19 protein-coding genes are annotated in these 23,638 nt (G+C 54.8%); 9 read left to right on the top strand and 10 right to left on the bottom strand.

What is annotated here, in order from left to right; genetic code table 11:
• Window positions 1-22: 22 nt before the first annotated feature.
• Window positions 23-481: a ribonuclease HI gene (rnhA, locus tag LOC67_RS01820; RefSeq protein WP_230260766.1), complete on the bottom strand. Its 459-nt coding sequence runs from the start codon at window positions 479-481 to the stop codon at window positions 23-25.
• Window positions 478-2,298 carry a sensor histidine kinase gene (locus LOC67_RS01815; protein WP_230260765.1) on the bottom strand — a complete coding sequence of 607 codons (1,821 nt, stop codon included), beginning with the start codon at window positions 2,296-2,298 and terminating at the stop codon, window positions 478-480. The genes rnhA and LOC67_RS01815 overlap by 4 nt, the downstream gene beginning before the upstream one ends.
• Before the next feature lie 501 nt (window positions 2,299-2,799).
• On the opposite strand from LOC67_RS01815, the gene LOC67_RS01810 reads away from it, so the two are divergent.
• Entirely contained in the window at window positions 2,800-4,377 is a 1,578-nt protein-coding gene (locus LOC67_RS01810) for an SHD1 domain-containing protein (protein WP_230260763.1), read from the top strand.
• 197 nt (window positions 4,378-4,574) lie between these two features.
• A complete protein-coding gene (locus LOC67_RS01805; protein ID WP_230260761.1) occupies window positions 4,575-5,093 on the top strand; it encodes a GrpB family protein in 519 nt (172 codons plus the stop codon).
• Window positions 5,094-5,104: 11 nt separating this feature from the next.
• Here LOC67_RS01805 and yaaA read toward each other — a convergent pair whose 3' ends face one another.
• On the bottom strand, window positions 5,105-5,872 hold the full coding sequence (yaaA, locus tag LOC67_RS01800; protein ID WP_230260759.1) for a peroxide stress protein YaaA: 768 nt from the start codon (window positions 5,870-5,872) through the stop codon (window positions 5,105-5,107).
• 77 nt (window positions 5,873-5,949) lie between these two features.
• Between yaaA and LOC67_RS01795 the strand changes: the two genes are divergently transcribed.
• Window positions 5,950-6,732, top strand: a complete 783-nt coding sequence (locus LOC67_RS01795) for a class I SAM-dependent methyltransferase (RefSeq protein ID WP_230260757.1) — start codon at window positions 5,950-5,952, stop codon at window positions 6,730-6,732.
• A gap of 72 nt (window positions 6,733-6,804) precedes the next feature.
• On the opposite strand, the gene LOC67_RS01790 is transcribed toward LOC67_RS01795, so the two are convergent.
• Window positions 6,805-7,815 (bottom strand): ThuA domain-containing protein, encoded by a 1,011-nt coding sequence (locus LOC67_RS01790; protein WP_230260756.1) that lies wholly within the window; start codon window positions 7,813-7,815, stop codon window positions 6,805-6,807.
• 666 nt (window positions 7,816-8,481) lie between these two features.
• On the opposite strand from LOC67_RS01790, the gene LOC67_RS01785 reads away from it, so the two are divergent.
• Window positions 8,482-9,936 (top strand): ammonium transporter, encoded by a 1,455-nt coding sequence (locus LOC67_RS01785; RefSeq protein ID WP_230260755.1) that lies wholly within the window; start codon window positions 8,482-8,484, stop codon window positions 9,934-9,936.
• A 308-nt stretch (window positions 9,937-10,244) separates the two neighbouring features.
• Window positions 10,245-10,592, top strand: a complete 348-nt coding sequence (locus LOC67_RS01780; protein ID WP_230260754.1) for a P-II family nitrogen regulator — start codon at window positions 10,245-10,247, stop codon at window positions 10,590-10,592.
• A gap of 291 nt (window positions 10,593-10,883) precedes the next feature.
• Here the strand turns inward: LOC67_RS01780 and LOC67_RS01775 are convergent, their stop codons facing one another.
• Window positions 10,884-11,267, bottom strand: a complete 384-nt coding sequence (locus LOC67_RS01775; RefSeq protein WP_094413573.1) for a DUF3127 domain-containing protein — start codon at window positions 11,265-11,267, stop codon at window positions 10,884-10,886.
• A gap of 242 nt (window positions 11,268-11,509) precedes the next feature.
• On the opposite strand from LOC67_RS01775, the gene LOC67_RS01770 reads away from it, so the two are divergent.
• Both LOC67_RS01770 and LOC67_RS01765 read left to right on the top strand, forming a co-directional pair.
• Entirely contained in the window at window positions 11,510-12,265 is a 756-nt protein-coding gene (locus LOC67_RS01770) for a DUF1080 domain-containing protein (RefSeq protein ID WP_230260753.1), read from the top strand.
• Between the two features lie 1,069 nt (window positions 12,266-13,334).
• On the top strand, window positions 13,335-15,278 hold the full coding sequence (locus LOC67_RS01765; protein ID WP_230260752.1) for a preprotein translocase subunit SecA: 1,944 nt from the start codon (window positions 13,335-13,337) through the stop codon (window positions 15,276-15,278).
• Window positions 15,279-15,298: 20 nt separating this feature from the next.
• Here LOC67_RS01765 and LOC67_RS01760 read toward each other — a convergent pair whose 3' ends face one another.
• Window positions 15,299-16,285 (bottom strand): class I SAM-dependent methyltransferase, encoded by a 987-nt coding sequence (locus tag LOC67_RS01760; RefSeq protein ID WP_230260751.1) that lies wholly within the window; start codon window positions 16,283-16,285, stop codon window positions 15,299-15,301.
• Window positions 16,286-16,565: 280 nt separating this feature from the next.
• Here LOC67_RS01760 and gap point away from each other — a divergent pair, with 280 nt between their 5' ends.
• Window positions 16,566-17,588 (top strand): type I glyceraldehyde-3-phosphate dehydrogenase, encoded by a 1,023-nt coding sequence (gap, locus tag LOC67_RS01755; RefSeq protein ID WP_230261577.1) that lies wholly within the window; start codon window positions 16,566-16,568, stop codon window positions 17,586-17,588.
• Window positions 17,589-18,087: 499 nt separating this feature from the next.
• Here the strand turns inward: gap and LOC67_RS01750 are convergent, their stop codons facing one another.
• Both LOC67_RS01750 and LOC67_RS01745 read right to left on the bottom strand, forming a co-directional pair.
• Window positions 18,088-18,870 carry a metallophosphoesterase family protein gene (locus LOC67_RS01750; protein WP_230260750.1) on the bottom strand — a complete coding sequence of 261 codons (783 nt, stop codon included), beginning with the start codon at window positions 18,868-18,870 and terminating at the stop codon, window positions 18,088-18,090.
• Window positions 18,871-18,876: 6 nt separating this feature from the next.
• Window positions 18,877-19,644, bottom strand: a complete 768-nt coding sequence (locus tag LOC67_RS01745; RefSeq protein WP_230260749.1) for a metallophosphoesterase family protein — start codon at window positions 19,642-19,644, stop codon at window positions 18,877-18,879.
• A 119-nt stretch (window positions 19,645-19,763) separates the two neighbouring features.
• Here LOC67_RS01745 and tsaB point away from each other — a divergent pair, with 119 nt between their 5' ends.
• Entirely contained in the window at window positions 19,764-20,567 is an 804-nt protein-coding gene (gene tsaB / locus LOC67_RS01740) for a tRNA (adenosine(37)-N6)-threonylcarbamoyltransferase complex dimerization subunit type 1 TsaB (RefSeq protein WP_230260747.1), read from the top strand.
• A 399-nt stretch (window positions 20,568-20,966) separates the two neighbouring features.
• Here the strand turns inward: tsaB and LOC67_RS01735 are convergent, their stop codons facing one another.
• A complete protein-coding gene (locus LOC67_RS01735; RefSeq protein WP_230260745.1) occupies window positions 20,967-21,653 on the bottom strand; it encodes a hypothetical protein in 687 nt (228 codons plus the stop codon).
• Between the two features lie 15 nt (window positions 21,654-21,668).
• Window positions 21,669-22,901: a peptidylprolyl isomerase gene (locus LOC67_RS01730; protein WP_230260743.1), complete on the bottom strand. Its 1,233-nt coding sequence runs from the start codon at window positions 22,899-22,901 to the stop codon at window positions 21,669-21,671.
• Window positions 22,902-23,638: the final 737 nt, after the last annotated feature.

The following is a 23,638-nucleotide window of genomic DNA, read 5'->3' as shown; positions in this document are numbered from 1 at the left end:
CAACTGAACTTCAAACAGCTGCTTAGCGTTTCACCAGATAACGCTGATAGGCCTCCACAGCCAACTGATCACAACGCTCGTTTTCGATGTGACCGGAGTGCCCCTTTACGTGCTCGAACTGAATCGTGTGCGTTTGCATCAGTTGATCGAGTTGCTGCCACAGTTCGACGTTTTTAACCGGCACCAACTTTGATCCATCTTTGCGTTTCCAACCGCGGCTTTTCCACCCGGCCATCCAAGACTTCATCCCCTGCAATACGTAGTTGCTGTCGGCGTACAGAATCACTTCACAAGGTTCCTTTAACGCCTTCAAGCCTTCAATCACGGCTTGCAACTCCATCTGGTTATTTGTTGCCGTCGGAGTACCTGCGGCGCGTTCAAGCTCTTTGCCGGTCTTTTCGCAACGCAGGATAAACGCCCAGCCGCCCGGACCCGGATTACCGCTGCACGCACCATCGGTGAATAGTTTGACTTGCTTCATTTGTTGACCGAAGGAAGGTCGGTCGGTTGACTGAGTTCGTTGGCTGCCTGAAGTGACTCATCACTGAGACGCCACGGTAGTTCAACCCAAAAGGTACTGCCGCGACCGAGCTCACTTTCGAACCCGACTTCTCCGCCCAAGAGTTTGGCAAGTTCTTTGACAATCGAAAGCCCCAACCCCGTGCCTGAAAACTCGCGAGTTAGCCCTTCCCCATCAAGGACTTTGCGGCTTTGGCGGAACTTTTGAAAGATCACCGACTGATCCTCGTCGGCAATCCCCACACCTGTATCGATCACAAGCATTCGAAAACGTCCCGAAGAAAGCCCGCCCGATAGATCAACCACACGCACCGTGACCTTGCCACCTTCAGGCGTAAACTTGATCGCATTGGACAACAAATTGTTGATAATCTGACCCAATTTGTTTGGATCCTGATATGCCGGCTGAAGCTGCTCGGGAATTTCCGTTGCAAGCGAGATGTGCTTCTCCTCACTAAGCGAACCGATCATGTCCGCTTGCGCAGCGATCAAACGCCCTAAATCAAATTCGCTGCGTCGAACTTCCATTTTTCCAGCTTCGACTTTTGCTAAATCCAAGATGTCATTGATCATCTCCAGCAACAGTCGACCGCTCTTTTGAATATTGCCCGCATACCGTCGCTGCTTGTCGGTAAGCGAATCGATCCCGTGGAGCACCTCAGAGAATCCGATAATGCTATTCAGTGGCGTTCGCAATTCGTGACTCATGTTAGCCATGAAATCACTTTTAACACGGTTGGCTTCGTAGAGCTGCCAGTTGAGCTGCGCCAATTGATCGACCCGTGCATCGAGTTCGGCATTGATCAACCGTTCCTTCTCTTGGCTTTCCAGCATTCCACGAAGCATTCGGTTGAACGCATCGGCAAGCTCACGAAATTCGTCTTCGGATTCGATCGTTGCCCTTTTTGTGACGTCGCCATGTGTAATCGCGTCACTAACATCGCGAATGTGGTACAGGGGTTCGAGCACCAGGTAGCGGATTAACGCGTGCAGCATGTAAAGCGTCATCGCGACGATAAATAAAGCCAGCGCGACAACAATTGAACTGACCCAAGTCGTCTGATCTTCGGTGTCCTTGTACGGCATCTTGACGCGGATCACCCGGAACGGCGCCAACTCGGCAAGCTTGACCGGATCGCCGCCTGCGGCCAACTCCAGCTGCTTGTCCTCAATCGAATGGCACGACCGACATTCCTTTTTGGGAAAGGGAAAAATCGGCCGGTAGTAAATGTAGTAGCCATCGACCGGGCCAACCTGCTGATGCACCGGCTGAGTCCCCAAACCGATCATGCTCATCGATTCGTTCTCACCGAGATCAAAGGTTTCGGTGATCTCCGGTTCCTGAGCAATGATCTGCGCAAGTTGCTCGCGAAATTGAGGTAGCAAGCCTTCCAAGATCAACCGTTCCGACGGATCGGTGGGTGCGGGTGCAGGAGGCAACTCCGCGTAGGACGTCTGGTCTTCCAATCCGAGAATCTCAAACTGGATGTCTTGAGCAAGGATTTCATCGCGAAGCCCCGCCATCACGCTCATGTTGTGAGTGATCGCCGCCTCGTCACAGTCGCCTGCCCAGATCGCGTCTCCGTGCAACAACATCAGCTCGGCGTCAGCTAAATCCTGGGCACGTTGTTGGGTCGTTCGCAGGACTAATCGGTTGCCGAGCGTTTGGACCACCAAAAAAGCGCCGCACATCAGCACCGTGAAAAAGAATCCAAAGAACAGCAAACTCTTTCGCTCTAGGCTCATCGACGAAAACAGCCGTTGAACAAAGCGAAACATCGATTCGGAATTCCTAGAGAGACTTTTTGAAATGATTTGCAAAGGCTGCGATGTGCAGGATCGCTTGAACGCCGTGGCCGCCAGCGATGGCTCCGATAGCCAAGGCCCTGTCAGCCAAGGCGCTGACAGTTGCGGCCCTGATCGCCGCCCCGACAGCGAACCGGCTGAGCCGAACCCACCGAATCAACCAGCGACCGAGCCCTCGTCGGCCCTCTCCGGCAGGCAATTCGCTCTTGACGGAGATATTTAATGCATCAAGCACCGCAATAACCGGCCAGAGACAGGTTTTATCGGCAGAGTGGCTTATGGCGACAGACCAGACACCAAGTGGAGGGCTGAATAGCTCATCTGCAATTTGCCCATTTTATCGACTTGTGACCGCATTTTGGCCCAATTAGCATTGAAGGTTCTTATCCGCGCCCAATCACGCGCGAATGCCTCGAACACTAACCGTTCTTGATTTCCAAGTTGCGGCTTATCGCAGCCGTCCAGGAGCCTAACATGATGAAACGAAAGGTCCTTAACACCATCCGGTGGACCCTCGTCGTTTGTTTGTCGACCATTCTCAGTGTTGGACCGGCGACCGCAGGGGGATTCTTAAAGCGACTTCGCTGCAAGCAATCTGATCCTTGCGCCACAAGCTGCCCAACCACCTGCGCGCCAGTTGAGTGCGAACCGGTTTGCTGTGAACCCGTCTGCTGCGAGCCTGCCGCTTGCTCGTCACCTTGCGAATCTGCGCCAAGCGGCTGCGACTCACCAGCCGGTTGCGGCGGAAGCGGCGAAGCTTCGAGCGCTGTCGAAGAGAGCGACGACGCTCCTCCAGTTGTCGAAGAAACTGAAGAAACCTTTGACGCCCCCGCTTCGGAAGAGCCTGAAGTCGCGCAGCCTGAAATGCCTGCCGAAGTCGAATCCGCTCGCCCAGCAATCACCGAAGAGCCTGCTGTAACAGAAGAAGCAGCCGCTACTGATCCAAATCCATTCGACGAAACCAAAGAAGCAGCCGCGCCAGCGGAAACCGAAGCTCCTGCCGAGCCTGCCGTACCAGCTGAAGAAGCAGCCGCACCGGCTGAAGCCCCTGCGGAAGTCGAGGCCCCTGCTGAAATGCCAGTCGAAGTTGCTCCCGAAACCGAAGCTCCTGCTGAACCTGAAACACCTGCCCAGCCCGAAGCTGCCGCAGAACCTGAAATGCCAGCTGAACCCGAAACCCCAGCGGAACCAGCTGTCGACGACCTGTTCGGCGAACCTACCGAGACGCCAGCAGAAATGCCAGCGGAAGCACCAGCTGAGACTCCTGCTGAAGCACCTTTGGACGACCTGTTCGGCGGAACGCCTACCGAAGAAGCACCTGCTGAAGCTCCCGCGGAGCCAGCAATGGACGACCTCTTTGGCGAACCGACCACCGAGGCACCTGCCGAAGCTGCCCCTGCAACCGAATCGATCGACGACTTGTTCGGCGAAACACCTGCCGAAGGCGAAGCGGCTGCTCCCGCCGAAGCCCCCATGGATTCGGTTGACAGCCTCTTTGGTGAACCAGCTGAAGAAACACCCGCCGAAGCAGCTCCCGCAACCGAATCGATCGATGACCTCTTTGGTGACGCACCCGCGGCAGAAGCTGCCCCTGCGGAAACCACCGAAGAATCGATGGACGATCTGTTCGGAACTCCTGAAGATGCACCAGCTGCAGAAACGACGGACTCACTCGATGACCTCTTCGGCCCAAGCGAAACCGAGGAAGCTCCAGCGAAAGATACCAAAGAGGAAAGCGACAACTTGGACGACCTGTTCGGCCAGAACAAGGCGAATGACAACGTCACCGTTCACGTCAGCTCCCTCGAAAAGACTCCCGCAGTCAATCCGTTGGCAGACACCCACGTCCGCACTTGGATCGACAACACCGGAACGTTCAGCGTGAAAGGACGCCTGATCGAAATCAACGCAAGCAACGTCCGCCTGCTCAAGGACAACGGCCGCACCTGCACCGTTCCAGCGGGTCGCCTTTGCCCAGCTGACGAGGCCTACGTCGATTCGATTCGCAAGCAAGTCGAACTGACCAAGCTAGCGATGCTAAGCAGCAACTAGTTCGCTGCAGTTCTGGAAAACCTGATAAAAAGCCTGTCACCTGCGTGGCAGGCTTTTTTTGTGCGTTGTGGATATCCCGGACCATCTACAACATCGATGCAGGAGCACCCCCGCCATCAATGCGGATTGCCATTCGCTAAGATACCGGTGGCAACTGCCCATTCACGATCGCTTCAACAGACACCTCTGATCCGTCCATGCTTGATCCGGTTCGCTTGATGCACTACGACCCGCGTTGGCCTCAAGAATTCGAACAGACCCGCAGCGGCTTGCTGCACAGCTGCAATGGCTGGGTCACCAAGGTGCACCACATCGGCAGCACTGCCATCGGTGGAATGGTGGCGAGGCCCGTCCTGGACATCATCGCGGCTGTTGATGACGACCAGCATCGCGAGCAGGCGATCGAAGAATCGTCCTTCCTGATCGAAGGCCTGTATTTTCGCCGACAAGAAACACCGATGTGGGCAGCCGAGACGATCGTGCTTGCCAAACCGCGCGGTGGCGAACCCACCCATCGCGTCTTTCTGACTTACAGCGACAGCCCGTTCTATCAAAGTTCACTGCTTGTCCGTGACCGGTTGCTAGTCGATCGCGAGCTGTCACTCCGATTCGAAACCACCAAAGTCGGCCGCTGGCGTCAGGGCGAAGGCGACCCGACTAAATATGCAGCCGACAAAGCAGTCTTCTTTGCCCATGTGCTTGAGCAGGCTGACTGACTTCACCAAGCCTACCCACGCAGGAATACTGGCTTTGTGTCGGTCGACGATTCCTCGTCGTAGCGGTACCCATCACCGTCGAACTGCTTCAGCTTTTTCAACGTCTTCGCCTTCTTGCGAATCACCCACGCTGCCATCGTCCCACGTGCCTTTTTGGCGTAGACGGTCACGATCCGATAGCTGCCTTTGGTCATGTCCTTGAAGACCGGTGAAACGACCTCCGCATCCAACGTTTTCTTATCGATTGCCTTGAAGTACTCGTTCGATGCACAGTTCAAGACGATACGGGAACCGATTTGATCAAGCTGTCGATTGATCGACTCGGCAATCGATGATCCCCAAAACTGATACAGGTCCTTGCCTGCCTTGTTTTTTAGCTTGGTGCCCATCTCCAACCGATAGGGCAAGATCCCGTCGAGTGGTCGAAGGATGCCGTACAGTCCCGAAAGAATTCGCAAATGATCTTGAGCGTACTCGAGCTGCTTTGCGGTCAGCGTTTCAGCTTCGAGCCCAAAATACACGTCGCCTTTGAAGGCCAGCGCCGCTTGACGCGTATCGGCATCGGGCATCGGCGATTGCCAATCCTGAAAACGCTCGTGATTGAGCAGTGCTAACTCGTCATTGATCCCCATCAGAGCCGAGATCTGCTTCGGCGTTAGCTTCTTCAGTTCCCTGGCAAGCCTTGCACTTTGGTCGATAAACTCTGGGGTCGTTTTGACACTTGATTTGACGGGGGTGTCATAGTCCAAACGCTTGGAAGGCGAGAGCAGCAGCAACATTGGGATGTGGAGATCAGCAGGGTGTATTTTTGGCGTCGGTAGTGGACGCGGGATTGTAGACCGGTTAAAAGCCTGTCATGGAAGTACTCAACGAATCGATCTACGATCACCCTAAGTATTACGATTTGGTTTTTGGCGCCGACTGTGCTGCGGAAACAAAATTCATTCTCGGATGCGCCGAACTCTATCTAACCAAACCGGCAAAGCGATTCTTTGAACCGGCGTGTGGAACCGGTCGCCTGCTCTATCACTTGGCTCGCAAAGGCTACGACGTCGATGGGTTAGACCTGAACCCCAAGGCGGTCGACTTTTGCAACGAGCGATTCCAAAAGTACGGCTTTGACTACCGCGCATTTGTTGCCGACATGTCTGACTTTCGCGTTAAACGAAAATCCGATCTGGCGTTCAACACGATTAATAGCTTTCGCCACCTTTCGTCAGAATCAGCCGCGCGAGGCCACATGACGTCTATGGCCAATGCCGTTCGTGTCGGAGGTATCTATTTGTTGGGCGTCCATTTGACACCGACGAAGGCCGCACCTAGCGATGGCGAATCCTGGTCCGCAAGGCGAGGCCATTTGATGGTCAACACGCACATGTGGACCAACAATCGTGACCCCAAGAAACGGGTCGAGCGATACGGAATTCGCTTCGATATCCATAAGCCTTCGGGAAGCTTTCGCATCAACGACGAACTCGTTTTGCGTAGCTACACTCGTCGGCAGATGGACCAACTGATCAGTCACAGTGGCAAATGGGAATCGATTGCCACCTATGACTTTGGCTATGACCTCGCCGACCCAATCGACGTCGACGACACCACCGAAGATGTGGTGTATGTCCTGAAACGCAAGCGTTAGGCGGGTGTCTCGATGGCGTGAATTGCAATCCGTGAATTGCACTCCAGCGCCATATAGCACCGACGATTTCGATCAGTCGAAGTCCCGCGTACTGACCTTATCTTGCGCCGGAAAATCATCGGGCACATCGGTCAACGTGACCTTTCCTGTTGCGGCCCACTCGCAGCCACGGACAAAGGTCGTGATGAACCCGACGCAGCTAACCGCGCCTTCATCGTGCCCCATGGTGGTGTGAAAAATCCTGCCCTGCTGATAATCAATGGTCATCAGCTTGGGCTCGTGGCGATCGGTCCCACGATACTGTGGGTCCGCATAGGCCGTCGCGAGGATGGTCATATTTAATGCCGGACCTCGTAGCTTTTGATAAAGCTCGTCCTTGCTGTGCATCCAAGCCCGTGGCAAACCCTTGACAATAGGATGGTCGGGCTGGCGGACAACCACTTGATATTCGTGTGCCGGTCCGTGGTTTCCCCCGGGCCCCGGCGTCTGATCCCGTTGCACCTCGCCCGATTTATCGATGTAGACATAGGGCCCCGATTGCTCGTTTCGCCCATCCCAACCACCCAGACCAATCATTTCATTGAACTCGGTCCATGACCCAAATGAATTGTCGGCGGCGTGAACAACGACAAAGCCTCCTCCACTGGAAACGTACTGCTGGAGAGCTTTCTGAGTCGCTTCAGGCCACGGTGCGGCGTTCCAGCCGAAATTACTGATCACGACATCGAAATCAGCAAAGTTCGGTTTGAAATCCGGATCCGACTTCGGTTTGCCTAAGTCTTCGTAGGTCTTCCCATCACCCAGCGGATAGGCATCGAGCAGCTCACCACCATTCCAGGTGTATTTCGTCCGCTGCACCTGCACGTTGAAACGTCCCGAGTTCTCTAGATACGACTTCATCATCACGGTCGTCTTAGGCCAAGCCTGGTGATTGTTTTGGCCGTCGATAATCAAGGCATTCAACTTCTTTGGCTCTTCCGCCGCAGCAACGCCTAACATCAGACAGGTGGCAACCATTCCGAGCAGCAACCGTTGCCACCGGCTCGACAGGATCCATTTCATTTCAGTTGTGACAAGAGTCATCTCGAAGGCCATCCAAAAGAGCGAATAAAAATCGGAGGCGGTAAGTATAGAACAGCGCCAAGACATCATCGCGATTGAGCCACCGAGGTATTGGAAAACGCGAAGGCTCGTTCCCTGAGCACGCGTGCCTCAGTTTTGACCGGCAACGGCAGCCACACCCCCGATTCCGCACTAAACGCCGCTAATGCAAGCAGATCGCGCATTAGCAAAGCACGCCATTCGCGGGGCATCTAGCCAGGCTGCGCGCCAACTGTGCATTTCAGTGCCCAACGACCAGGCACCGAGAGTCGGCCACCCGCCACTGGCCTTCACAATTGGATCTTCAGGAATTCTTCTCATTTTTTTTAAAGCGTTCGAACTACTGAACTTACGTCAGTGGTTTTGAGGGACTGACGCCTTTTGGCTCACCGTGTGCGAATAGCGTCCACCGATCGAGCGGACGATCGCATTCCACAAGTTTCCCTCATCAATGAACCGATGGATGGCCCGGGCAGGAGAGGTGACGAGCGGAGTCGTGCAGTTTGCTTGGATGTTGTTGCGGCGAGGCCGGATGGAGATACGCCGATCGACATCGCCAGGAACTCGACGGTTTCGAGTGCTTGGTCGTCGTGCTGACTGACAGTCGGCTCAACATATTTCCGTTATTTCACCAGAGAGAATGAAAGAATGACTCACCTTGGAAAGTGGTTGTTGCCACTTGCGCTGCTGATCGCAGCCTTCACGGTCATCGGGATTGATAGTCCCGAGGTATTCGCTCAAGACGCTGCCGAAGCTGCAGCGGAAGTCGCCGAAACGGCGCCGGCTGAAGAAGCAGCCGACACAATCAGCGCTGCCGATTACAACTACACGATCAACACCTTGATCATGTTCGTTTGTGCGGTTCTGGTTATCTTCATGCAGGCCGGATTCGCGATGGTCGAAGTCGGTTTGAACTCGGCTAAGAACACCGTGAACATCCTCGCGAAAAACGTGATGGACATTTCGGTCGGTGTGATCTTGTTCCTGTTCATCGGTTTCGCCCTGATGTACCCAGGTACGCCTGACGACAACGGTGTTTATCCAGACTCGTGGATCGCAGCCGGTTACCTTGGTGCCCCTGGTGCTTTCGTCAGTGCCGACGATACCGAGCCAGGTCAGTACGGTGACTACAGCAACTCAGCTGACTTCTTGTTCCAAGTCGCTTTCGCTGCGACCGCAGCGACAATCGTCTCGGGTGCTGTTGCTGGACGTATGAAGTTCGGTGCTTACTTGATCTACAGTGCAATCTTGACCGGCTTGGTTTACCCAATCAGCGGTTCATGGAAATGGGGCGGTGGATTCTTGGACGCGATGGGCTTCCAAGACTTCGCCGGTAGTGTCGTGGTACACGCGGTTGGTGGTTTCGCCGGCTTGGCTGGTGCGATCGCTCTTGGGCCAAGGCTCGGACGTTACACCGCCGACGGAAAGAGCGTGCCACTTCCAGGTCACAACATCGCATTCGCAGCTCTTGGTGTGTTCATCCTCTGGGTGGGCTGGTACGGATTTAACCCAGGTAGCCAATTGACCTACGCTGGTGCCGCTAACGCTGCTGCGACTACCTACATCGCTTTGACCACCACCATCGCTGCTGCGGCTGGTGCAATCGTTGCCCTCTTGGTTGGCTGGGCTCTGTTCAGCAAGCCAGACCTGACCATGGCACTCAACGGTGTTCTTGGCGGTTTGGTTGCGATCACCGCTAACTGCGACCGCGTTTCACAAGTTGAATCGCTGATCATCGGCGGCATCGGTGGAGCACTGGTTGTCCTCGGCATCGTGCTTCTTGACAAACTGAAAATCGACGATCCGGTTGGTGCATGGCCCGTTCACGGTCTGTGCGGTGTCTGGGGCGGTATCGCCACGGGCATCTTCGGTGACCTTCCAGACGGAATCGAAAGCGTCGGAGCTTTCATCACCGTTCAGGTTATCGCAACCGTCGTCATCTGTGCTTGGGCATTCATCACCATGGGTGTCTTGTTCTTCGCCCTGAAGGCTGTCGGACTGCTGCGAGTCAGCCCCGAAGAAGAGCAAGCTGGCTTGGACGTGTCGGAACACGGCATGCAAGCTTACCCATCGGACGCGATGGCAGGCCAAGCGGTTACCTAGTCTACCTACCGCTGCCCCGTCACCTGTGAAGCTTGCTTTGCAGGCGGCGGGGCAACCGAACACGTGAGAACTTCTCGGCTCTTGCCTGGGCCAGAAGCTGCCCGGCTCGGGCGAGTGTCCGCCTCGCTCGTCCGAGTTTGGGCTTTCACGCAGGACAACAAAATAACGCGACGCGAAGCCGGTTACCGCTACCACGGTGGTACCGGCTTTGTCTCGTTTGGCATTGTCGGTTATGCTCCCGTCTTCATTGCAGAAATCCTGGCCACGGAATTTGCTCGATCAGATAGAACAGTTAGGGAACCATCTCCGTGAAGCTCATCATCGCTATCATCCAGCCTTCAAAGCTTGACGCCGTCAAAGAAGCCCTGACCGAAGTCGACGTTCATCGTCTGACCGTCTTGGATTGCCAAGGGTTCGGCCGCCAGAAAGGACAAACCGGCAACTATCGCGGCACCGAGTTCAGCGTCAACTTGCTGCGAAAAGTCCAATTGCAAATTGCGGTCAACGAGGAATTCGTTCGCCCAACGATCGAAGCCATCTTGGCTGGTGGTCGCAGCGGAGATTCCGGAGAGATCGGCGATGGCAAGATCTTCGTCTTGCCCATGGATGAATGCATCCGAATTCGCACCGGTGAGCGTGGAAGCGAAGCGATCTAAGAATGGCTGGGTCGTGACCGGCGCTGTTGCTAGGCGGGCGATGTGCTGCAGGGTGGTGCATCACGACGGAGCGTGATGGGTACTAAATCAGACCACATCACTATCCGCTCCTCAGCACCCACTCCCATCGTACCCATCACGCTCCTCGTGATGCTCCCAACTCTGTACCCATCACGCTCCGCGTGATGACTTGCCGCATAGTATCCATCACGCTCCGCGTGATGTAATCAGCCCAACCATCTTGCCGAAAAAGATTCAGCAAGACGCCTGAACGACCAAGGCGAAGCGGTTCTAAAACGGCGCGTCTTCTTCGCTAGCTTCATCGAACGCACTGTTCGCGTCGGTCACTCGCTCGACCATTGGCTCGCCACCACCAGCACCGTTGCCGGTAATCCGGAATGAAGTCGCTTCGACGTTTACGAAGAACTTGACTTCACTGTTTGCGTCACGTTGCCAGCGACGACCATTGAGACGGTAGGTGATTTCGACTTCATCACCTTCGTTCATCTCATCGACGGCATCACAGGAGTCACGGGTGAACTCGACAGGAACAAAATTTGTGAAGCTGCCTTTGTCCTGCTCCAAGACGACCAGTCGCTTCCGAAACCCTTTGGCTCCGTAGGTTTTCGTTTCTTCAATTAGATGGACGACGCCCGTGACAGACGGATCGCTCATATGTTTGGCTCAATTTGGGTGGCAATCTGACTAGCTGTTCGCCATTGGGTCAGGCGAAACCGATCGGCAGTAGCCCCACCACCGACACTTTTCAGTCTACCTGAGAAAGCAAAAATCCGAAACGTGGTCGAATTTGCGATTTCAGATTAGATTGTCGTTCTCACAAGCATGAGAATTATTGCCAACGGCGTTTTTCCATCTAGAATTCCCGCCCCACACAATCCCCTCCCGGAGAGCCCTAAATGCTTCGCCATCTGTTTCTGTGTTCACTCGCCCTGACAATCAGCCCTTGTGTCGCCCCGCAGGCCAGCTTTGCTGATGAACCGTTCGTCACCGCTCCAGCCGAGCAAGACGGCATGGTCACTCTTTTTGACGGCGAGACCCTCGAAGGATGGGACGGCGACCCACAACTTTGGGAAGTCCGCGATGGCCTCATTCATGGCGAAACCACCAAAGACAAAGTCGCCAAAGGAAACACGTTCCTGATTTGGAAAGACGAGCTGGCCGATTTCGAATTGCGACTTTCGTTCCGCTGCAACGCAACGAATAACTCGGGCATCCAATACCGTTCGCAACGTGTCGAAACAAAGGAATCGTCGCCCAACCAGTGGGTACTGCGTGGCTACCAACACGAAATCCGCAACGAAGACGATTTCCCAAACGTGCCATCGTTCATCTATGACGAGAAAGGCTCGCGCGGACGCATCTGCCTCGTCGGCGAAAAGGCCGTCTGGAACAAAGATGGCAAAGAAGTCGTCGGCGAACCGTTGATCACCAAAGAAGAGTTCAAAGAACTGATGAAAGTCGACGAGTGGAACGATGTGGTCATCATTGCCAAAGGCAACCATATTCAACACTACCTCAACGGCCGTTTGGTTCTTGACTTCACCGACAATCACCCTGAAAAGTCATTCGCCAAAGGTCATCTAGGTCTTCAGCTTCACGCCGGTAAACCGATGTGGACTGAATTCAAAAACATCCGCTTGCGAACCCTGTAATCGCCAATAGGCAACGGGCGGTTGATGATGGCACGAAACCGTTGCTAACGCCAAAACGGCTCAGGGACAACTCAACTGAGCCGTAACGCGCTAGCGTCGGTTGATGGATCCCAGAAAGGACTCGTCGCCTCGTCCACTATTGGTATGCATTACACGCAACCGCAGCTAACGCCGACGCGGCTCAGGGACAACCCAACTGAGCCGTTAACGCGCTAGCGTCGGTTGATTGTTACAGCCAGGACTCGTCGCCTCGCCCACTATTGGTATGCATTACACGCAACCGCAGCTAACGCCGACGCGGCTCAGGGACAACCCAACTGAGCCGTTAACTCGCTAGCGTCGGTTGATGGATCCCAGACAGGACTCGTCGCCTCGCCCACTACTGGTTTGCATCCCACAGAACCGCGGCTAGCGCCGACGCGGCTCAAGGACAACCCAACTGAGCCGCTAACGCGCTAGCGTCGGTTGATGGTTCCAGACGGGACTCGTCGCCTCGTCCACTACCGGTGTGCATCCCAGGCAACCGCGGCTAGCGCCGACGCGGATCAGGGACAATCTCAACTGAGCCGTAACGCGTTAGCGTCGGTTGATGGTTCCCAGACGGGACTCGTCGCCTCGTCCACTACTGGTGTGCATTCCACGCAACCGCGGCTAACGCCGACGCGGCTCAGGGACATCCCAACTGAGCCGTTAACGCGCTAGCGTCGGTTGATTGATCCCAGACAGGACTCGTCGCCTCGCCCACTACTGGTGTGCATTACACGCAACCGCGGCTAACGCCGACGCGGCTCAGGGACAACCCAACTGAGCCGCTAACGCGCTAGCGTCGGTTGATGGATCCAGACGGGACTCGTCGCCTCGTCCACTACCGGTGTGCCTGTGCAACATCCATCCCGTCCTACAACTCCTAACAAGCTTTAGCGATCGCAACGATTCCCCGTCTTTGACCGCCAGCCTTTGTGTGTTGTTGAAAAGTCGGACTCACCACCGCTGAAGACAACTGCCGTGCACGTCGAAATTCATCCATGGGACTTGAGCTATCACAGGACCGAATGGAAACCGACGGCGAATGTTAGGGACACACAACCACATCGCGAACTACCGGACTGTTATCGGACGTCCGAAACGCAACGTGTGTTCCAAGAACTCAAGCACGCTACGTCAGATTCACCTCATCCGACATCGTGGCGAACAACTGCAGAGCCTTTCATCGGCTGAGTTTGCAGAGTGTGCAAAACGACTCCGCCCGCAAGTCCGCGAACTCGCGGACACGACCGTCGTTTCCAATGTGATTGAATCGTTCGCGCTCACTGGTGAGGCACTACGGCGAACGACGGGCATGGAATACTACGATGTGCAGCTGCTTGGCGGATTGGCTCTATCGGCAGGTACGATCGCCGAAATCCAAACGGGCGAAGGCAAGACGATCACGACCGCATTGCCAGCGGTGCTTTATGGCTGGACCGGAAAAGGCGTTCATGTCGCCACGACTAACGACTACCTTTCCAAACGTGACTTCGACACGCTTGTGGATGTTTACAAGCTATTGGGTCTAACCGCAGGCTTGCTTGTTTCTCAAAGCCCACTGAAACAAAAGCAAGAAGCTTACGCCTGTGATATCACTTATGGCCCGGGCTACGAATTTGGATTCGATTTCCTGCGAGACCAACTCGCAGTACGATCACAATACGACCAGCGACTTGGCAGCGACATGCTTCGAAAACTGCATGGCCGACCAAGTTTGAATTCGGAACGGATGCAGCGCGGTCACTTCATGGCGATCGTTGACGAAGCGGACAGTGTCCTGATCGATGAAGCCAACACGCCGCTGGTGCTGAGCGGTGGAAAGTCAAGCGTTTCGACCTCCGCAGATCTACACCACTTCGCCAATTCGATTGCAAAGTCGCTCGAGCTTGCGGTGGACTTTGAAATCGACCCCACTTCTCGGCGAATCAACTTGACCGAGTGCGGTCAGAACAAAGTTCGCCAAGCTTGGAAACTGCGGCCCGAAGGGATTCTCTCACGGCCGCTATCCGAAATGGTTATCAATGCCCTGCGCGCCCAGCATTTGCTTCGACGAGACATCGACTACGTGATCCAAGCCGACGAAGTTGTGCTGGTCGATGCGAACACGGGCAGGCTCCACGAAGAACGGAAGTGGAGCAATGGCCTGCACCAAGCCGTCGAAGCCAAGGAACAGGTGCAGATCACCGACGAAAATGAAACCCATGCGCGGATTACAAGGCAACGCTACACAAGCCTTTACCAACGTGTCGCCGGCCTGACAGGCACTGCCACGGGCAGCGAAGACGAACTGAAACGGTTCTATGCGTTACCTGTGGTCAGAATCGAGACGCATCGCCCAAACGCACGAACCAATATTGCCCCAAGGTTCTTCAGCGACTTTAAATCCAAAGTGTTCGCGATCACCTCAGACGTGCTAACCCGGTCACTGCAAGGCCAGCCAGTGCTGATTGGCACCGCATCCATTGCCGAAAGCCAACAGATCTCCGAACAACTTGGTCACGCTAACATTCCACATGTATTACTTAACGGACTTCAAAATGACGAGGAAGCGTTGATCATTTCGCGGGCAGGCCAAGCCGGCGCGGTAACCGTCGCAACCAACATGGCCGGACGCGGGACGGACATCAAGCTGGACGACCAGGCACTAGCAGCCGGCGGGCTTCACGTCATTGCAACAAACCATAGCCACAGCTCACGGATCGATCGTCAATTGATTGGACGAGCGGCAAGACAAGGGGCCCCTGGCAGTTGCCAATTCTTCATCGCGGCCGACGACGTCTTTATCAAAAAGCATTCACCCGCTCTCGCCGAGCAGATGATCGCCACCGCTAGCTCCTCAGGTGAATGCAATCGAGACTTCTCTGCAGCGGTAATCAAACTTCAAAAGCAAGTAGAAGAGATCGAGCTACAGCGGCGCGAACAAATGGTGCAGCACGATCGTTGGGCCGAATCGGTTCAAAGCTCTTTTGCCGGACGCGGCAATTGATGCCCGACCTAGCGATCCGACTAACGCTTTGAACAGACCACGAAATAACCTCCGGTATTCAGCCGCGAAGAAGTTAACCCGGTGCCATCGAGCTTGATCCGGTCAATACGATCGAGCTTCAGTCCGCTATCCTTCACCAATCGCCTGATCTCTCGGCAATCGAAGCGGTGCATGAACATGTCAGGTAAGCCGCGATACGCGTAGGTCCAATCGCCGAATTCACCGGTTGATTTTCCGCGGCTACGAAGCCAGCTTTGCAGCAATTGCTTTGCACCGCCGGGCTCACGCAGTGCGGCCCAACGGCGATGAACATGAAATACAAACGTGCCACCTGGACGCAGTGCGCGATGAACATGCCGAAGACACTTCAGCCGATTGGTGTGGCCTGCGATCATCCCGAGTGTGCTGAACATGCAAAACGCGTGGTCAGCGATCCCGTCGCGAAGGCAATCCAAGTCGACAAGACTGGCTCGCAAAGGAACCACCGCTTCGCTGACGGAGCTCGCTTCAGATACGGGAATCATGTTGCCAGTGGACTGTGATAACTTACCGTCGGACTGTGATAACTTGCCAACAAACCGTGACCTACGACCAGACTCGTGCGGGTCGCCTTCGTCTTGGCTTTGCACGCTCGGTTCAGACTCGGCCTCTCGAGCAGCCCTTTCAGCCGAATTTCTGCCTGCCAACTCTTCGAGCATCGGCTGACTGAGATCGATCGCCAGGACATCGAGGCCCAGTTCGTTTGTGGGGAACGCTACCCTTCCGGTCCCACACCCCAGATCAAGCACCAACGGGGGCCGTGATTGGCAAATAGTTTCTGGCTGCAAATCCGAGGTTTTGCGGAGCAGGTGCTCTTTGAGATACGCAACATCAAGTTCACATAGCGGCGTGTCAGCCACAAACTGATCGTAGTGGCGTGCGATCGACCGCTGATGGATATATCGCCACGTTCCCGGGGCCACTCCGTCGGGCCGTCGCCACTCCGGTGGCATTGAATCTTGGGTCATGGTGTAAATGGGGGCGTGTTTCTATAATCGCATCGTCCCAAGCAGACCCGAGGACGATTGATAACAAACTGGGTGTCGAAGACATGCGGACGAAAGTGGTGCCAAGCATCGCTCGTTGTCATCGTGGTCGGAAATCTTAACAACCACTGTTGAAATAGCACTGCTTAACAACACATATCTTCCCGTCCCCTTCACCGGGCGTCGGTAATTTTGCTCGGGCCGGTCGTTCGGCCAGCGAGTAGAACAGACGATGCCCGCAACGCCAGGAGTCATCAACAAAGTGGCTATTCGAGTTGCAATCAACGGCTTTGGTCGAATCGGTCGACTGACCTTCCGTAACCTGATGGAACGCAGCGACGAGTTCGAAGTTGTTGCCATCAACGACTTGACCGACAACAAGACCCTCGCGACCCTGCTGAAGTACGACAGCGTTCACGGTCGTTATGACGGCGATGTCGAGTACGACGACACCTCGCTGACCGTCAACGGCAAGAAAATCCTTGCTCTGGCTGAACGCGACCCACGCAAATTGCCTTGGGGCGAAAACAACATCGACATCGTGATCGAGTCGACCGGTTTCTTCACCGGCCGCGCCGAAGGCGACAAGCCAGGTTACGACAGCCACCTCGAAGCTGGCTGCAAGCGAGTTATCTTGAGCGCTCCAGCAAAAGACGGCGCTGACCTGACCTGCGTTTTGGGCGTCAACGACGACCAACTGACCGCAGAACAACTGTGCGTCAGCAACGCTTCGTGCACCACCAACTGCCTGGCTCCTGTTGCGAAAGTCCTGCACGAACAATTCGGTATCGAATCCGGATTGATGACCACCGTGCACGCTTACACCAACGACCAAAACGTTCAGGACCAACCTCACAAGGACCTGTACCGTGCTCGCGCTGCCGCGTTGAACATCATCCCAACCTCGACCGGTGCTGCTAAAGCTGTTGGTTTGGTGATCCCAGCTCTGCAAGGCAAGCTGACCGGTATCGCGATGCGAGTTCCAGTTCCAACCGGAAGCGTCGTCGACCTGACCGTCAACCTGACCAAGGACGCCACCGCCGAGTCGATCAACGCGGCAATCAAAGCTGCGGCTGAAGGACCACTCAAAGGCATCCTGAAGTTCACGACCGACCCGATCGTTAGCAGCGACATCGTTCACGATTCGCACAGCAGCATTTTCGCCGCTGACTTCACCCAAGTCCTGGGAACGAAGATGGTGAAGATCGTCAGCTGGTACGACAATGAATGGGGTTACAGCTGCCGTACCGCTGACCTCGTCGCTCGCATCGGCAAGTTCCTGTAAGCCGCAACCGCTTCAGCGAACAACAAATCAGAACCGAGTTTGCCTCCGGCAAGCTCGGTTTTTTCATGCGCCGATTGCCGAGGCAAGCCTTGGGAAAGTACGGCATACGCAACCGCGGCTAGCGCCTTTGCGGCTCAGGGATAATCTCAACTGAGCCGTTATCGCGCTAGCGTCGGTTGATTGAATCAAGACACGGGACACGGCTCGTCGCCTCGCCCACTAGTGGCGTGCTGCATACGCAACCGCGGCTAGCGCCTTTGCGGCTCAGGGATAATCTCAACTGAGCCGTTATCGCGCTAGCGTCGGTTGATTGAATCAAGACACGGGACACGGCTCGTCGCCTTGCCCACTACCGCGTGCAGCACACACAACCGCGGCTAGCGCCTTTGCGGCTTAGGGACAATCTAAACTGAGCCGTTAACGCGCTAGCGTCGGTTGCTTGAATCAACACACGAGACACGGCTCGTCGCCTCGCCCACTACCGGTGTGACAACGCGAACTACCGACCTTCGCGAAGTCGATAACCTAGAAAATTATCCAGCTCGGGCTCGGATTCGATTTGCGACACGGTTTCTTCGATGTCGTACTCAACCCGGTGGTATGTGATCGACTTTTCATCGTCCATCACGACGTAACAACTGCGAGGATCTAAGTCTCGCGGCTGACCGACACTACCAACATTGATCATCAAACGCTGGCTACTATCGCTGATGTCGTACGAGCCTTCGATTCGGTCGGGACGGACGAACATTGAATCGGTCGTAAAGACACCCGGGACATGGGTATGCCCCTGAAAACAAATGCCGGGAACCAACGAGAACAGCTTTTCCATCTTCTTGCTGTTCTGAATATCTTCGGGCATCACATATTCATTCGTCGGCCCGCGAGGTGAACCATGCACGAATAGCGCGTTGCTCTCACGAACGGTTCGAGGCAACTTGCAGAGAAAATTCATGCGGCGACGCGAAGGCGTCATCCCATCGTCACCGACCTGCTCGTCACCAGCAGTGTTTTCCAGCTGAGTGCGTGTCCAGAAAATCGCTTGTTCGGCAGCCGCATTGAACCCTTCGGGATCGAACATCGCGCTGCTGTCATGGTTGCCCAGGACACAAAAATCGAAGCCCATCACGAGGTCCAGGCATTCGCAGGGCCGAGGGCCATAGCCGACAACATCGCCCAAGCAGACAATCCGATCCACATTCTGGGTTTCAATATGGGCCATCACCGCACGAAGCGCGGTGAGGTTTCCGTGGATGTCACTAAGAATTGCGGTGCGTGTCACTGATTCTTAACGGCCATATTTGATGCGGTCACCGAGCTGATCAGACAGGTCCGCTTCGGCATAGATCTTATTTGCAGTCGTCTCGATGTCGTACTCGACCCTGCGGAAGGTGACCAGCGGACCGCCGGCAGCATCCTTGTCCAGAATCACGTAACAAGCTCGGCAGTCTTCGTCACGCGGCTGACCGACGCTGCCAACGTTGACCATCGCCTTTTCGCTTCCCAACTGATACTGGTAATCACACTCGTCTGGCTGGATGAATTCACAGTCGGTTGTGAATACACCGGGCAAGTGCGTGTGCCCCATGAAGCAATACTGAGTGACTTTACCGAACAGGATTTCCATCTTTCGCTGATCGAAGATGTATTCCGGGAACACGTATTCGTTGGTCGGATCGCGTGGCGAGCCGTGGACGAACTTGTACTGTTCATCTTCGTGATAACGTGGCAATTCGCCAAGAAAATCCCAGCGGCCGTTGATTTGAGCACTCGACCCGGGGCCGTTATCAAGTTGATCGCGAGTCCAATAAATGGCCTGCAATGCCATCGGGTTGAATCCGTCTGGATCAAACAAGGCTGCTTGATCGTGGTTCCCAAGAATCGTCACGCGAGCACGCCGCATCACCTGATCGAGGCACTCGCAGGGATTGGGGCCATAGCCGATGATATCACCGAGACAAAAAATTTCGTCAACGGAGTTTTTGTCAATGTCCTCTAGAACCGCGAGCAGCGCTTCAAGATTTCCGTGAATGTCGCTGATCAGTGCTCGCTTCACTTTGATTGATTTCCGAATGAGAACGGGCGAAGGGTGGGGCCTTTGAAAATGTATCGGGATCGAAGATTGTAAAGGTAATCAAAAATTCACGGCAATCCCACGCCGTTGGGCTGTTCAGCATGACGAATCCCTCAAACTTTCAGAATTCATCCGCTTTGACCGACTGTCAAATAGCATTGGAAACGATTGGCAAAGGCGGCTCAATCGCAATCTTGTCGGGTCGAAAAGTGATTTGGAAACGGCAAATCGGTGCGGAACGTCGTGCCGCGGCCGACTTGGCTATCGGACTGGACGATGCCTTGCGATACGCAAGAGACCAACAAATCCGGCTCGATTTCCTATCGGTCGCTATCGGCCCCGGATCATTTACCGGCCTCCGAATCGCTGTCACCACCGTAAAAACGCTGGCGTACGCGCTCGATTTGCCAATCATTCCGATTGGTTCGCTTGCCGGAATCGCCATCGCGGCTCTGGCGAAGTCCGATTCGGATCACGTTCTCGTTGGCTTGAATGCGTATCGCGGCCAGGTATTTACCGCCAAGTTTTCTCGGACCGAAATTTTTCCGGCGAGAATCTCGGCCGAAATCCCAGAACAATCCGATTCCGATAATTCCGACTGGGCGACACGTGCGGTGCTAATCGACCGCCCCCAGTGGGACCTGCACGTCACCGAATCCGGCGGCAGCGAGTGCCTGGTGGTTTGCGAACCGTCAATTGCTAGCCAACAAGTTGACTTGGTACTGGACCAAGACGCAGCGATCAATGTTGCCGCAGGGATAGGTCTGGCCGCGTATAGGCGTCGAGGTGGCACCACCGCTGACTCTGGCCATCGCTCTGATCACGGACCGTACCGATCCGCTTTTGCCCTGGCTCCCAGCTATATCAAGCTGAGTGCTGCTGAGGAGAAGGCATCCGAACGCTGATCGATTCGTTGGTGTGACGAACCCCGTCGGTGCCGTAGTAGATGGTTTGTTTCTGTTTGTGATCGTAAACGGCCGTTAACTTCACACTACGTGGACCGTGAACGCAGAAATAATACCCACACGTCTTTCCTGCTCGCGAGACATTCCGACTGGTCATCGGAAACTGCCCCGGCTCTAGCCCGCCGATTCGACACAACGTGTTCTCGACGTGGCGGCAGAATTGATCGTAGGAGACGGCTTGTGTGGAAAACCCAATCATGCGGTTAACTTGTACAAGGAATCGATCGTCAAGCACATCCTTGTCATCTGACGGCAGAACCGTCGACGGCGATGCGATGCCCGTCCTGGGCAGCGTAGGTATCGGCGCGAAGCAGCCCGAAGATTAGTTTCCAAGAAAAGCTATAGGTGTGAACGTCGACCGTCTTTTTCCGTCACCCTTTCAAAAATATCCCTCAAAATACGTTGTTCGAGTGAAGTGTCACGTCCGAGCGAAATCCAGCCCAACGTTTGAGGGACACTGCCCTGACCACCGACCGGAACATCCGCTTGTCGAACGATCGTTCCGTCATGCCTTCGTGATGCCGTGGTCTCAGTCGAAAACTGCGTCGAATCGGTGTCTTCTAAATCTTTCAACACCACGACTTCGACCGTGTAGCCGGCGCCGCGTGGACGCACGATAACCGATGCCTTCCGACGAACCGATTGCAAGGTGCTATGCAGAGCTTCGAAACCTGCGGTACTGTCCTTTCGCCAGAACTCGCTCATCGAAGCGCCAATCTGATAGGAGGTTTCGACGCTTCCATCGAGAACCATTTGAGGCGAGTTTTGTACCGGTTGCTCGCGTGCGATTCGAAAGTAGTCATCAACCGTATCGATGACCTGTGACCACACAAACGCGTCGTTTGCCGGCGGCAGTTCCAGAGGGTTGGGAATGTACTGCGTTGGCGGACGCCGATCCAAGCGATAGGCAAGCTGTCCACAACCACAAAGTGCCCCGCAACAAAGCAACACAACAAAGCTGCTCAGCCAATTCGATTTAGCTGAGGCCAAACTTGTCGAGATCGTCATTGCCAACGAAGACTTCATGAATCAACAGTTGCCCTAGCGTCGCGATGCCGAGTTGGAAGCTGGACGCGATGCAATGGTCACAGGCAGTTGCTGTGCACCGGGGAAATCATCAGGGTACAACGACCATACAGGAACGCGTTTTTGCATTTGCGCCAGCATGGCTTCTTGTGCTTTGGAGATCTTTGATTTCTTGATCTCTTCGCGAATGTCTTCTTGGACTTCTCGCAAAGGCGTGACTCCGGCAGTCTTGCGTTCCTTCACACGAATGATGTGCAAACCTTGAGCGTCCTCGATGATTTCACTCATCGTTTCGGGCTTTACGCTGAAGATCGCGCTGTCGAGTTCCTTGGATGCCAGAGCCCCTTTGCTTGTCCAATCATGCTGGCCACCATCGGGTGCGTATGATTCTTCACTGCCGTCCCGGGCGATCTGTTCCCAGCTTTTATTGAAGTTAATCCCACCTGCGGCAGTCAGTTGGTTCACCATTTCAACAGATGAAGGACCTTCACCAGAACTCAGTTTCAAGTTTTGTTCCCAGTTGTAGATCTCGCGGCCCATCGAGAGCAACTTTTCCATTGCGGCCTTTCGTGTCGGATGGTTTTTGAATAGGACCGACAACTGCTCCCAACGAGCCTTGGCTGGATATTGATAATCGTCTTTGTTTTTTTCATAGAAATTATTGATCTCCGCAATTGTGACGTTGGGATCCTGATCAATCTTTTCCTTCATATACATGTGACCCAACATCATGTCACCGAACTCGCGCTGACGCGCTTGCAGCGACGTTCCGGTCTCGCGAAGCTTGGCATCAATCTCGCTGAGGCTTTCGGTACCAAACTTTTTCTTGAGTGCTTGCAGTTCGTTTTCAAAGAACAACTGCCGGGCTCGTTGCGACATCATCGCGCTCACCTCGGCTCGCTTGTCAGCTGACTGTGTGCCAACTTGCTCAAGCAGAAAACACTCGCTCATCACCTTGCTCTGAATCGCGTTGCGGAGGGCAGATCGTGAAAGCTGCACCCGAGCCATCAAAAGCTGCTCTTCGGGGATCTGCTGTCTCGTTTGCGAGAGCACCTCGCGAATTCGAGATTCGACCTTCGGCTCGATGTCTCCCCACAAGATCGACGACTGGCCAACGACGGCCATCACCGCTGCCGGATCTTCCGGCAATGGCTGCATGCCTTCTGGCAAGGCCTGCGCTCTGACCTGCAAGGCGACCAGCAAAACGATCAAGCCGGTGGCATAGTGTGGGAGTCGAAGTCTTCGCATCGTCCGTTCTGCGAGAAATGTGTGATTGATAGCGATCGGCGCTTTGGCACTGTTGGCCCATGGGCGCTGCTGGGCTTGTAGTCCGATTTTGCCGGTCAATACAAGAGCAGTCCGCTTCGCTGCAAATTCACAAATCTTGTTGCAAACTAAAAACACACCGATGCCAAGCCACTCGATCGAGCGGCAAACATAAAGAAGGCCGCCTGACAAACGCCGCTACCTGACATCCAAGAGCAAAGCTTTGAGTCTGAAAGTCAAATGCAAGCAAAAAGTACTTCTCTTGAATGCACTTGACACCCGCTTCAGGTACGGATTATTGAACCTCCCATTGCCCGACAGTTACAGCCAAATAACGCACTGACGTCGATGACTGTCACCGTGATTCATTTTTTGAATTGCGATGAAAAAACAGAACAACGGCGAATTCGGACGTAGGCAAACGTTTTGCGGGAATCGTTTCCTGCCCTCCCCTTTTTGCGAAGGGGTGGCCGGAGCAACAAAGGTGATGTGAAGACGGTTTCTGGGTCAATCGTCTTCCGATAGCCGCTCCACGCCGAATTCGCTAGCACCGGGGTGCTGCCGACGGTAGCACCCCGGTGCCCGATACAACCTTTTTTTGCCCTTCACTGGCGAGGGGCAATTCAAAGGCATCTCGCGGATTGAAAAACCCCATCCGCGACTCTTGAGATCGCATTGATCCTTTTCGGAACTCCCAAGCCAATCAGCACCTTTGAGCT

The organism is Stieleria sp. JC731, from assembly GCF_020966635.1.
Taxonomy (GTDB): Bacteria; Planctomycetota; Planctomycetia; order Pirellulales; family Pirellulaceae; genus Stieleria.
Note: the sequence above shows the minus strand (reverse complement) of the source record. Positions and strands in the feature narration are given on the sequence as shown.

Excerpts from the sequence above, each read along its gene's own strand:
- LOC67_RS01785 (WP_230260755.1), top strand. The coding sequence starts at position 8,482 with ATGACTCACCTTGGAAAGTGGTTGTTGCCACTTGCGCTGCTGATCGCA.
- LOC67_RS01805 (WP_230260761.1), top strand. The coding sequence starts at position 4,575 with ATGCTTGATCCGGTTCGCTTGATGCACTACGACCCGCGTTGGCCTCAA.
- LOC67_RS01770 (WP_230260753.1), top strand. The coding sequence starts at position 11,510 with ATGCTTCGCCATCTGTTTCTGTGTTCACTCGCCCTGACAATCAGCCCT.
- yaaA (WP_230260759.1), bottom strand. The coding sequence starts at position 5,872 with ATGTTGCTGCTGCTCTCGCCTTCCAAGCGTTTGGACTATGACACCCCC.
- LOC67_RS01795 (WP_230260757.1), top strand. The coding sequence starts at position 5,950 with ATGGAAGTACTCAACGAATCGATCTACGATCACCCTAAGTATTACGAT.
- LOC67_RS01760 (WP_230260751.1), bottom strand. The coding sequence starts at position 16,285 with ATGACCCAAGATTCAATGCCACCGGAGTGGCGACGGCCCGACGGAGTG.
- rnhA (WP_230260766.1), bottom strand. The coding sequence starts at position 481 with ATGAAGCAAGTCAAACTATTCACCGATGGTGCGTGCAGCGGTAATCCG.
- LOC67_RS01765 (WP_230260752.1), top strand. The coding sequence starts at position 13,335 with ATGTTAGGGACACACAACCACATCGCGAACTACCGGACTGTTATCGGA.
- tsaB (WP_230260747.1), top strand. The coding sequence starts at position 19,764 with ATGACGAATCCCTCAAACTTTCAGAATTCATCCGCTTTGACCGACTGT.
- LOC67_RS01810 (WP_230260763.1), top strand. The coding sequence starts at position 2,800 with ATGATGAAACGAAAGGTCCTTAACACCATCCGGTGGACCCTCGTCGTT.
- LOC67_RS01775 (WP_094413573.1), bottom strand. The coding sequence starts at position 11,267 with ATGAGCGATCCGTCTGTCACGGGCGTCGTCCATCTAATTGAAGAAACG.
- LOC67_RS01735 (WP_230260745.1), bottom strand. The coding sequence starts at position 21,653 with ATGAAGTCTTCGTTGGCAATGACGATCTCGACAAGTTTGGCCTCAGCT.
- LOC67_RS01730 (WP_230260743.1), bottom strand. The coding sequence starts at position 22,901 with ATGCGAAGACTTCGACTCCCACACTATGCCACCGGCTTGATCGTTTTG.
- LOC67_RS01815 (WP_230260765.1), bottom strand. The coding sequence starts at position 2,298 with ATGTTTCGCTTTGTTCAACGGCTGTTTTCGTCGATGAGCCTAGAGCGA.
- LOC67_RS01790 (WP_230260756.1), bottom strand. The coding sequence starts at position 7,815 with ATGACTCTTGTCACAACTGAAATGAAATGGATCCTGTCGAGCCGGTGG.